General features: G+C 70.6%; 11 protein-coding genes. 5 read left to right on the forward strand and 6 right to left on the reverse strand.

Going from position 1 to position 10002, the window contains the following annotated elements; genetic code table 11:
* The first annotated feature begins 512 nt into the window (after window positions 1-512).
* Both Q0C12_RS13605 and Q0C12_RS13610 read left to right on the forward strand, forming a co-directional pair.
* Window positions 513-782 carry a hypothetical protein gene (locus tag Q0C12_RS13605; RefSeq protein ID WP_290891089.1) on the forward strand — a complete coding sequence of 90 codons (270 nt, stop codon included), beginning with the start codon at window positions 513-515 and terminating at the stop codon, window positions 780-782.
* Window positions 783-855: 73 nt separating this feature from the next.
* A complete protein-coding gene (locus Q0C12_RS13610; RefSeq protein WP_290891091.1) occupies window positions 856-1380 on the forward strand; it encodes a GNAT family N-acetyltransferase in 525 nt (174 codons plus the stop codon).
* Window positions 1381-1461: 81 nt separating this feature from the next.
* Here Q0C12_RS13610 and Q0C12_RS13615 read toward each other — a convergent pair whose 3' ends face one another.
* Window positions 1462-1842 carry an HU family DNA-binding protein gene (locus Q0C12_RS13615; RefSeq protein WP_034210074.1) on the reverse strand — a complete coding sequence of 127 codons (381 nt, stop codon included), beginning with the start codon at window positions 1840-1842 and terminating at the stop codon, window positions 1462-1464.
* Between the two features lie 191 nt (window positions 1843-2033).
* Here Q0C12_RS13615 and Q0C12_RS13620 point away from each other — a divergent pair, with 191 nt between their 5' ends.
* The gene (locus tag Q0C12_RS13620; protein ID WP_290891094.1) at window positions 2034-3587 is read left to right on the forward strand and encodes a hypothetical protein; all 1554 of its coding nucleotides are present in this window, start codon (window positions 2034-2036) and stop codon (window positions 3585-3587) included.
* 128 nt (window positions 3588-3715) lie between these two features.
* On the opposite strand, the gene Q0C12_RS13625 is transcribed toward Q0C12_RS13620, so the two are convergent.
* Window positions 3716-4156 (reverse strand): PA2169 family four-helix-bundle protein, encoded by a 441-nt coding sequence (locus Q0C12_RS13625; RefSeq protein WP_290891096.1) that lies wholly within the window; start codon window positions 4154-4156, stop codon window positions 3716-3718.
* 82 nt (window positions 4157-4238) lie between these two features.
* Entirely contained in the window at window positions 4239-4451 is a 213-nt protein-coding gene (locus Q0C12_RS13630; RefSeq protein WP_290891098.1) for a hypothetical protein, read from the reverse strand.
* Between the two features lie 187 nt (window positions 4452-4638).
* Here Q0C12_RS13630 and Q0C12_RS13635 point away from each other — a divergent pair, with 187 nt between their 5' ends.
* The gene (locus Q0C12_RS13635; RefSeq protein ID WP_290891100.1) at window positions 4639-4884 is read left to right on the forward strand and encodes a DUF3297 family protein; all 246 of its coding nucleotides are present in this window, start codon (window positions 4639-4641) and stop codon (window positions 4882-4884) included.
* Window positions 4885-5068: 184 nt separating this feature from the next.
* Entirely contained in the window at window positions 5069-6109 is a 1041-nt protein-coding gene (locus Q0C12_RS13640; RefSeq protein ID WP_290891101.1) for a GGDEF domain-containing protein, read from the forward strand.
* Here Q0C12_RS13640 and Q0C12_RS13645 read toward each other — a convergent pair whose 3' ends face one another.
* The 3 genes from Q0C12_RS13645 to Q0C12_RS13655 all read right to left on the reverse strand — a co-directional run.
* On the reverse strand, window positions 6110-7183 hold the full coding sequence (locus Q0C12_RS13645; protein WP_290891103.1) for a DUF2235 domain-containing protein: 1074 nt from the start codon (window positions 7181-7183) through the stop codon (window positions 6110-6112).
* A gap of 19 nt (window positions 7184-7202) precedes the next feature.
* On the reverse strand, window positions 7203-8273 hold the full coding sequence (locus Q0C12_RS13650) for an MBL fold metallo-hydrolase (RefSeq protein WP_290891105.1): 1071 nt from the start codon (window positions 8271-8273) through the stop codon (window positions 7203-7205).
* A gap of 18 nt (window positions 8274-8291) precedes the next feature.
* The coding region (locus Q0C12_RS13655) for a hypothetical protein (RefSeq protein ID WP_290891107.1) at window positions 8292-10002 on the reverse strand (1711 nt) is incomplete at its 5' end.

Here is a 10002-nt window from a genome sequence, read left to right on the forward strand (position 1 = left end):
CGCGCGCCGAGGCCCGCGGCCAGGCCGATGCTTCGGCCAATGCCTCGGCTTCGCGCCGCGGCGCCTCGGTCGACGCCTCCGCCTCGGCCTCGGCGCGTGGCGAGGCGGGCGTCCGCCGCTGACCCGGAGACTGCGGCAGCTGCAGGCGGGCGCCCTCGTGGCGCCCGCTTTTTTTCGACGCCACCCGCTACCGCCGCTTGATTGGCAAATTGCAGGCGCACGAGGTGCTTGGCGAGAACGCGATGTCCGTGCGTGGTCATGCGCCTCGTTGAATTCCATGCAGCCCGCATTCATTCCGGTGGCGTGATCCAGCGCACGGAACGCACGCGAACTGTGAAGCAGTCGCGGAACGAACTGTGAGCAGGCGCGGAAAACCGCTGAAAACGTGCGCGATATCCCACAGCTTGCAACTGTGAGGCGCTGCGCATCCACGCTGCATTCGCTTTCCTAGACTGCGTTCCAAGGAACCACCGCACCTCCCGCGCGTGGACCTGGGCTCTGGAAGAACGCAAATGCGCAAGCACCTCGGTCCGCTGCTCCTCGCCCTCGTCGCCTTCGCCGGCAACGTCGAAGCAGCCTTCCAACCCGCTGCCCAGCCGGCCGGGGGCCACGTGTCTTCCTCGCGCACCAGCGCCAGCGCGGCGGTCAATTTCCGCATCGTGATCCGCGAGTCGCTCAGCCTCGGCGGACAGCAGCAGAAGGCCCGCCCGGACGCGCCGCCGATGGTCCGGTCGGTAAGCATCGAGGACGGTCGTGAAGTGGTGACGCTCGCCCGTCCCTGAAACGTCCCTCGGCTGCGCTTGCAGCCCGGCCCCGCCAAGGGCTTGAATGGACCGTCACCGCACGGTCCCTGCCATGGCCTCTTTCCTGATCGACACCCCGCGGCTGCGCCTCACCGAACTGAGCGAGGACGACGCCGGCTTCGTGCTGGCCCTGCTCAACACCGAGGGTTTCCTGCGCCACATCGGCGACCGCGGCGTGCGCAGCCTGGACGACGCCCGGCGCTACCTGCGCGAAGGCCCGCTGGCCAGCTACGCAGAACACGGCCATGGCCTCTGGAAAGTGACGCTGAAGGCCGACGGCGCGGCGGTAGGCATGAGTGGCCTGGTGCGGCGCGAAAGCCTGCCCCGGCCCGACCTGGGCTATGCCTTCCTGCCCGGATACGCGGGGCAGGGCCTGGCCAGCGAAGCGGGCGCGGCGGTGCTGGCGCACGCGTTCGGGGTGCTGCGGCTGCCGCAGGTGCTGGCGATAGTCAGTCCGGGCAACGAAGCCTCCGTGCGCGTGCTGGAGAAACTGGGCATGCGCGAATGGGGCCTGCGCGAGTTCGACGGTGAACCGCTGCGGGTGTTCACCCGGGAGGCCACGCCGGCGCCGGAATGAGAACGGGGCGGGCCGCTTGCGCGACCCGCCCCGCATAGACTCGCACCGCGGCGACCTTGCGGCGCCGCGATTGCGCGGCGATCAGGCCGCGGCGTCCTTGAGCTTCTTGAGCGGACGCACCTTCACCTTGACGGTGGCCGGCTTGGCGGCGAACCACTGCTCTTCCTTGGTGAACGGGTTGATGCCCTTGCGCTTCGGCTTGGCCGGCACGTTGACGACCGAGATCTTCAGCAGGCCCGGCAGGGTGAACGAACCCGCGCCCTTCTTGCTGACCGAACCGTGCACCGCGCCTTCCAGCGCGCCCATCACGGCGCGGACGTCCTTCGCGGCGACACCGGTGGACTCGGCGATGTGCGAGACCAGGCCCGACTTGGTCAGGGCTTCCTTGATCGGCTTCGGGGCGGACGGCTTGGCAGCGGCCTTCGGGGCAGCCTTCTTCTTTGCAGCTTTCTTGGTAGCCATTTTTGTTTGTTCCCGTGGTTCTTGGGTGGTTGGGGTGCCTGGAAATCCCTCCGGCACGGCGAATGTAGGGCAAGTCCGGCGCGCCGCCAAGTGCAAAATCGCAAAAAACAGCTTTTTTTTCGCGTCCGGTGGATACCCCGGATGCCGTTGCCCGGGGTTTAATGGCGGCAACCCAATGCCCCGGAGTCCGAATGCCCCGCATCCTCCCGCTCCTGCTCGTCGCGGCGACGCTTGGCTTGTCACCCCTGGCGCGCGCCGATGGCGAGCTCCGGCAAGACGAGAAGACGGCCGTAGGCCGGGATGGGAACCGCAAGGCCGCGGCCGCCCCGGCGCCGGACGCAGCAGCGGTCGATCCGTTCACGGCCGTCGCCGCCCTGCTGCGGGCCGAGGATTTCGCCGGGGCACTGCGCCTCTTGCGGCCGCAGCTCGCGTCGCCGGCATTCGCCGAACATCCGCCGATGGAACGGCAGCGCCTGCACCAGGCCATCGGCTGGGTGGCCGCCCGTGCCGGCGACATGGACCTTGCCAGCGAGCAGTTCCGGGCTGCGATCGCGGCCGGCTCCACCGACATCGACAGCTGGACGTGGCTGACCCTGGTGGAGATGGATCGCGGCGACTTCGACGCCGCCGCGCTGGCGATGGCCTCGCTCGCGCGGCGCTGGCCGGGCCGCATGGATGTGTTTGAGCGGCCGCAGGTCTGGCTCGCCTTCGGCAGTGCCCGCCGGGGCGGCGACGCCGAGCGCGCGCTGCTCGAAGCGCTGTTCGAGACCGGCTGGGACCTGCCGCAGTTGGGCGGCGCCGACGAGATGTGGCACCGCCTGGCGCTGCGGCGCCTGGCCGACGGCGACCGCGAAGGCGCAGCCGAAGTGGTCGCCCGCCTGCGCGCGCCGCTGCAGCTGGTGCAGGTTCGCAGCGATCGCCGCTTCGACGGCCTGGTGGACCGGGACGCGCCCGAGCTCGACATCGGGCGCGCCGCGGCGCGCCACGCCACCGAGATGCGCCTGCAGGCGCTGCTGGCACCGGAGCGGCTGGACGTGCTTCTGGTGCAGCTCGGCGCGCTTCGCGACGCCGGGGAGTTCCAGGAAGCGCTGGCGATCGCCGACGAGGCCCTGGCCCGCCTGGACGCCGCGGACCCGGCGGCGCCACCCTTCGAGGACATGGACTACGTCGGCAGCCTGGGCAACCAGCGCGCGCAGATCCTCCTGCACCTGGGCCGCGCCGAGGAAGCCACCGCGCAACTGCTGGCCGCGAGCCGGGCCGAGGAGTTCGGCGCGGACAACGTCAGCCAGGTCCTGAACCTGGCGCTGCTGCATAACCGGCGCGGACAAACCGACGCCGCGCGCGAGGCCCTGTCGCGGCTGGGAAGCCAGCTCAGCCCCTACGGCCGGCTGATCGCGCGCTACGCCCGCCTGGGCATCGCGCTGGCCGAGGACGACGCGGCCGCGGCGGCGGCCGCGCTGGCCTACCTGGCGGAGAACGAGGCGCTTAACCCGACCATCCTCCTCGAAGGCCTGGTGGACGCCGGCCGACTGGACGAGGCCGCCACGCGGCTGATCGCCCAGCTCGACGACGAGACCACCCGCGCCGACGCCCTGTTGAACCTGCAAACGCTCCGGCGGCCGCCGGTGCTGCCGGGGGAGGCGGAGTCCACGGCACGCTGGCAGGCCCTCAAGGCGCGCGACGACGTGCGTGCCGCGGCGCTCCGCGTCGGCTACCTCGAAAGCCATGCCCTGCACGCCGACTGAGGGCGGGACGTGATCCGCCATCCAAAAAAAGACGGCGGAACCTGCCCCCAGGGTCCGCCGTCGAATGCCCATGACTCCGGTACGGTGGTCGCGCGGCCCGGCAGCACCCGGGAACGGCGGGATCCGCGTCAGGCAACCTTGGCGTTCTTGAGTGCGCGCATCCGGTCGTGCATCTCCCGCACCTCCGGCAGGTAGCGGGCGGCGAGTTCGCGGACGCGGTCGGGCTGGTCCTTGTCCTGGGCGTCGCGGAATGCCTCGAGGACACGGTCTTCCTGGGCTTCCAGCGCGGCGATGTAAATGTCGTCGGAGTCTTTCTTCATGCCGGCGCGCAGGTCGGCATAGCCCTGGCGGACGCTGCCCAGCCAGGTGCCATCCTGGTCCGGCTCACTGCCCTGCACGGCCACTTCGAGCTTGAAATCGGCGGCGATCCGGCTCTTGATCCGGGCCATCTCCAGGAACAGGTCGCGGTGCCCGGGATGGGTGGATTCCGCGGCGGCGTGCTGGTGGAAGTCGATGCCGTCGTTCAGGGCTTCGACCAGGTGGTTGAGCGAGCGGGCGGTCTTGTTCATGCGGAGGCTCCTTGGGGGGAAGGCCGGCGCCACGCGGGCGCCGGCGGGCCGAGCCGGGCCGGGTCGCCCCGGTCCGTCGAGTTCAGCGCGAAAGCGCGTCCGACTGGCGCTCGGCGGCGGCGAGGTCGGCGTCGGCATTGGCCTTGGCGGCTTCGTAGTCGGCGGTGGCGGCGGCGTTGCACGCCACCTCGTCCTGGCCGCGCTCGGCATCGCGGGTTTCGGCGGGGGTTTCCTCGCAGGCCGACAGGAGCAGCGTGGCGGCGATCAGCAGGGTGATCCGGGCGGTGCTTTTCATGGGATTCTCCAGGGTGGCGGGCCGGGGGGCACCGCGGTGCGGCAGGGACTTGCCGCCGACACCCCGACCTTACGCAGGCGCCGGGCCCGGCATCGTGCGGCACCGCACTTAAGGCCCGCCGGCCGTCGCCCCGCCGTGCCGCTTTCCGAGTCGTTATCATGGCGCCCCCGATCCTCAGGACCCCGCCATGAGCAACACGCCTCCCGACCGCCTCAGCATCAACCCGCGCAGCCGCTACTTCGACGAGGCGGTGCTCGAGCGCGGCATCGGCGTGCGCTTCAAGGGCATCGAGCGCACCAACGTCGAGGAGTACTGCATCAGCGAGGGCTGGGTGCGGCTGCCGGTGGGCAAGTCGCTCGACCGCCACGGCAACGCCATGACCCTCAAGACCAGCGGCGAAGTGGAAGTCTGGTTCCTCGACCAGGAACAGTGATCCACCGCACGATCCCGCGCACCGGCGCCTGGACGCCGGCGCGGAGATCGCGGAATCCGGCATTGCGTCGCGGAATCGCCGGATTTTCCGGCGCACAGTTCGGCCACGGGACACCGGGGCGCCGCGCCCCCCGCCACGGCCAGCGCCGCGGCGAGCACCATGCGTGCCCCCGAGGGAGGCCCGCATGCGCCTGGTTCCGAAACTCATCGTCCGCATCGGCGCCGACATCCGGCTGGCCATGATCCTGCTGTTCGCCGGGCTGACCGTGGTGTCGGTGATTCCCTTCGCCATCTTCCGGGCGCTGCAGGGCGACTGGGTGGTAGCCGCGGTGGACACCCTGATGGTGTTGACCATGCTCGGCAACGCCATCTTCGCCTGGATCACCGGACGCACCCTGCTGGCCGGCTCGATCAACGCCGTGGTGGTGTCGACGACCTGCGCGGTGTTGCCAGGCGCGCTGGGCGTCGCGGGCCTGTTCTGGGCCTACACCGTGCTGCTGGCCAACTTCATGCTGGCACCGCGCTGGCTGGCGCTGGCCTGCGGCCTGCTGATCATCGTCGGCGGCGTGCTGTCGACCCCGTTCACCAGCACGATGGCGGCGACCGCCTACGTGGTGAGCGCGGCGCTGGTGATGCTGTATGCCCTCATCTTCGCTTCGCTGACCGAGTACCAGCGCCAGCGCCTGGTCGGCCTGGCCACGCGCGACCCGCTGACCGGCATCGCCAACCGCCGCAGCATGGAGGTGGAGCTGGCCGACGTGCTGCGCACGCACCAGGAGCAGGCGCAGCCGGCCGCGCTGGCCGTGGTGGACCTGGACCACTTCAAGCGCATCAACGACCTGCACGGCCACGACGCCGGCGACCGCGTGCTGCAGGCGTTCACCCAGCTGGTGGAGCACTGCATCCGCAAGCGCGACCGGCTGTTCCGCTTCGGCGGCGAGGAATTCGTGCTGCTGTTCCCGGCCACCGACCGCGAGGGTGCGCGCGCGGCGCTGGATAAAGTGCAGCGCGAGCTGCGCGATAACCTGGTGGGCCCGGACGGGCCGGTCACGGTGTCGATCGGCGCCGCGCTGCTGGGACCCGGCGACGACTGGCCGGCCTGGCTGTCGCGCGCGGACCAGGCGCTGTACCTGGCCAAGCGCAGCGGCCGCGACCAGGTGCGCTTCGACGAACCGCGGCCGCTCCCCGGCGAACGCCGGCTGCAACTGGTGCCGAACGGCGGCTGATCAGCAGGGCGTGCCGCGCGCGATGCGGCGCGTGTCCACCACGGGAAGCGCCTGCAGCCCCTCGGGCGCCGGCAGGTTGGGCGGCCGGTAGTTCGAGGGCGCATGCGCCAGGCGGTCGAGCACCGAGCGGTGCAGGCACTCGCCGTGCGCGCGGTACTGGCCCACCGGCCGCTGCACCGCGCCCATTGCCTTGTACGCCAGGGTCATGGAGTCGTTGAGGTTGGCGTTGAAGCAGGGGCGGAACCAGGCCAGGTAGTCGCTGTCGAACTGCAGCCCGAGCCCCTCGGCCTTTTCCACGATCCAATGCAGGGCCTCGTTGGCCAGGCCGTCCGGGTTGTAGCTGCCGCCGACGTTGCTGTGCACGCCGGCGAACCAGGCCTGCTCGAGCACGCCGTTCCAGCCCGCCGGCTTTTCCCAGGGATTGACCTTGAAGGCCTTGCGGCGCTCGTCGATGGCCATGGCGTGGTAGGCGTTCTGGATCTGCGGCACCAGCGAAATGTCGTGGTACTGGTACTTCTTGCCGTTGAACACTTGCCCGATGAAGCCCGGCGCGCCGAGTGCGCCCACCGTGTCCCAGACGCCGACCATGCGGATCGGCGGCGCCGGCAGCGCGTCCTTCACCTTGCGGAAGGCGTGCGCCCACTCCTTGCTGTCCTTGCCGTGCTGGCTCTCGTAGCAGCCGTAGATCTCCGGCACGTAGTAGTCGTCGTCCTTGCGCAGCAGGCCGACTTGGTTCATGAAGCCGGCCAGGGTGCGCACGGTGAATGCGCCGCGGCTGAAACCGAACAGGTAGAGCTCGTCGCCCGGGACGTAGTTGTAGACGATGAACCGGTAGATGTTGCGGATGTTGTCCTCGATGCCCTTGCCGAAGGCGCCGCCGGTGAACTTGTCCATGCCGCCCTCGGTGCCGACGCCGTCGAAGTAGCCCACCACCTGGTCCACGCCCTTGTCATCGCGCGAACGCACGGCGCGGGCAAGCTTGGTGACATTGGTGGGGCGGCGCTTGCCGGTCTTTTCATCCACCTGGTCGCGCAGGTTCCAGGTGCCGTCGGCGCAGATCACGAGTCGTTTCATTTCAGGCCTCCGGGCCAGGTCAGTCGATCACCACGCGCAGGCCCTCGCCCGGCGCGCCGTACTCGGTGCGGTAGCCGAACTGCTGCCGGCGACCGGCGCCGGCCCAGTCCCGGTTGTGGTCGGATTCGCAGTTGAAGCAGATCGCCACGTCGTCGCCGGCGCGATGCACCACCAGCCGGGCGATGGCCTCCGCGTCCGGGTGGCGGAAGCGCGCGCCCGTGGTGGAGACCAGGTAGCGGTTGGCCGGGAAGGCCTCGAGCATCGGCACCGACAGGTTCTTGGCGCTGCCATGGTGGGGCAGCTTGAAGGCCTCGACCGGCTGCGGCTGGCCCCGGAACGGCGCCCGCTGCAGGCTGTCGATCAGCACCGACGGATGGGCGTCGGCGCCAAACAGAACGCGCTTGCCGCCGTACTCGGCCAGGAAAGCGATGCTCGAGCCGTTGGCCGGCGTCTTGTCTTCCTTGAAGGGCACCTGCGCCAGCAGCGCGACGTCGTCGCCGAGGAAGCCGCCGCCCAGCACCGGTTCCTCGCGCGCGTAAGCCTTGCCCGGCACCAACCCCTCCTCGACGATCACCTTCTCCCATTCCTTCTTCAGCACCTGCATCTTTTCCCAGGTGGGCGAAAGCACGGTGAGCGCCATGCCCGCGAAGCGGAACGTCCTGAGCTTGCCCTCGCGCGGCACCATCACCGCACGGTGGCCGAATTTCCGGTTCCAGGGCCAGCCGCCGCGGCGGATCAGCTCGCTGAGCTTCTCGCCCTGGTCCGGGCCCATCAGGCCGTCGACCTGGTCGGAGAGGTGGAAGTAGCCGTTGAACCAGATCTCCTTGATGCGCACCGCCGACGGTTCGAGTTCGTCGAGCAAGCGCAGCGAGGCGCCGATGTGGTCGTCGTCGATGTGCGTGACCACGAACAGCTCGAACACGCACTCGCCCTCGGCGTCCACCACCGCCTGGATGCGCGGCAGCAGGTGCTTCTCGTAGGTGGCGGCCGGCCCGGTGTCGATCAGGATGCGCTTGGGCCGCGCCGGATCGCCGTACTCGATCCAGAGGCAGTCGCCGTGGGCGGCGTCGAGCATGTCTATGGTGAACATCGGTTCGGCTCCGGGGGGTCAGAGGCGCCAGGCGCTGTGGCCGTAGGCAACCAGGGTGAAGGCCATGCCGTGTCCTTCGGCCAGTAGCGAGCGCTTCACGGCGAGCATGGCTTCGTCGAAGCGCTGCGCGACGTGTGCCGGCGTGCCGGTGGCCTGCAGCAGGCGCGTCGCCAGCAGGGCGGCCTGGGTGGCATGGATCACCGACAGCGTGCCGACCACGATCGGGGCGCCGCTGCGCACGAAGCGGCCCACGGTGCCCATGAAGTCGATCTCGGCAACGGACGTGCCGCAGCCCAGCAGCAGCACAAGCGGGCCAGGGCGGGCCAGGGTCGGCGCGCGCACGTGCATGGGCTCGATGTTGTCGGCGTCGAGATAGAGGTTCGAGATCTCCAGCGAGGGAATGGCGGGGTCGACGGTGGACTTGCCCGTGTGCGGCAGCAGCACCAGCAGGTCCGGCGCGGTGTCGGCGACGCGGGCTTCCCAGTCGCGCCAGCTGTCGACCTTCGTGAGCTTGGGCACCAGTGTCCCCAGGGTTGCGGCCACGCCCTTCGGCCCGGCCACTTCACCCTGCGCGATCTGGCTCGCGGCGAGCAGGGCCGAAGTGAAGGGACCGATGCGCTGCTCGCCGGGCGTCGGCACCGACAGCTGGTGCCGGTCGTCGCCGTGGGCGTGGCGCTCGATGCACTTGCTCATGCCCCAGAAAGCCGCCGGGCAGACGTGGTCGCGGCTGTCGCGGTGGGGGCAGCCGGCGTGGACCGCTTCCCCGCCGGGGGCCAGCGCCGCCGCCGCGTTCGGGCAGAGCGTCGCCTCGGGCAACGGCGAGCGCCCCGCGTACAGGAACTCCACGGGGAAGAAGGCTTCGGCGATCGCCTCGACCACCTGCACCCGCGCCGCCGACGAAAAGTCCCCCACGCCCGGGAAGAAATGCGCGAGGTCGGCCAGGATCTTGGCGCCATGCTTGGCCAGCAGGCGCATCAGCTTGAGGTTGGCTTCGCTGCCCAGCGCGGCGTCCTCGGCGCCCACCGAGACCACCACGTTGGTGGCCACGGCCTGGCGCAGGGACTGCAGCGAGGCCTTGATGCCCGCGGGCTCGCGGAAGCTCACCGCGCCGCCCACGACGGTCGTGATGCCCGACACGCCCGCCGGGCTGTCGTTGATGACGAAGGCGATGTCGGCCGGGGTGCCCGCGCTGGCGCTGTCGAAGCCGGGCACGTAGCGGTTCTCCTGCGCCAGCGTGCAGCGGCCGCCGGCATCGGCCGTCATCAGCAGGGTTTGCAGGACGCGGTTCTCGTGCAGCACCAGCAGGCGGGCCCGGAACTCGCCGGGGTGCTCGCCACAGCGCAGCGTGAACTCGGCGCGGCTGCTGTCGCCGGTGCGCGGCAGGTGGAGGACGGCGGATTCGGGCGGCGGCAGGGTGCGCTTCCCGGAGGCGTCGCGTGCGGGCGACAGCGGCACCCAGGCCAGCGTGAGGTCATGGCCTTCGGGTTCGTCGGGCAGTTGGGTTTCGTCGAGCGCGACGTTGGCCCGCACCTGCGGACCGCCGCGATCGGCGCCGATGTGCACGCGCACGCGGTAGTCGGTGTCGGGGCGCAGGCGCACCGGTGCGGCATCGGGCGCGGCGGCGTCCTGGCCCGGAGGCAGCAGCAACGCCTGCACGTAGCGCGGATCGCGCGGCGGGGCGTCGGGCGCGGTGGCGGCTGACTCGCCCGCACCCGGCGCGACCGCCCCG

It is taken from the genome of Arenimonas sp. (assembly GCF_022842045.1).
Lineage (GTDB): Bacteria > Pseudomonadota > Gammaproteobacteria > Xanthomonadales > Xanthomonadaceae > Arenimonas.

Bases quoted from the DNA above. Each gene is read 5' to 3' on its own strand.
- Q0C12_RS13615 (WP_034210074.1), bottom strand. From the start codon at position 1,842: ATGGCTACCAAGAAAGCTGCAAAGAAGAAGGCTGCCCCGAAGGCCGCT.
- Q0C12_RS13645 (WP_290891103.1), bottom strand. From the start codon at position 7,183: ATGAAACGACTCGTGATCTGCGCCGACGGCACCTGGAACCTGCGCGAC.
- Q0C12_RS13640 (WP_290891101.1), top strand. From the start codon at position 5,069: ATGCGCCTGGTTCCGAAACTCATCGTCCGCATCGGCGCCGACATCCGG.
- Q0C12_RS13620 (WP_290891094.1), top strand. From the start codon at position 2,034: ATGCCCCGCATCCTCCCGCTCCTGCTCGTCGCGGCGACGCTTGGCTTG.
- Q0C12_RS13630 (WP_290891098.1), bottom strand. From the start codon at position 4,451: ATGAAAAGCACCGCCCGGATCACCCTGCTGATCGCCGCCACGCTGCTC.
- Q0C12_RS13605 (WP_290891089.1), top strand. From the start codon at position 513: ATGCGCAAGCACCTCGGTCCGCTGCTCCTCGCCCTCGTCGCCTTCGCC.
- Q0C12_RS13650 (WP_290891105.1), bottom strand. From the start codon at position 8,273: ATGTTCACCATAGACATGCTCGACGCCGCCCACGGCGACTGCCTCTGG.
- Q0C12_RS13610 (WP_290891091.1), top strand. From the start codon at position 856: ATGGCCTCTTTCCTGATCGACACCCCGCGGCTGCGCCTCACCGAACTG.
- Q0C12_RS13625 (WP_290891096.1), bottom strand. From the start codon at position 4,156: ATGAACAAGACCGCCCGCTCGCTCAACCACCTGGTCGAAGCCCTGAAC.
- Q0C12_RS13635 (WP_290891100.1), top strand. From the start codon at position 4,639: ATGAGCAACACGCCTCCCGACCGCCTCAGCATCAACCCGCGCAGCCGC.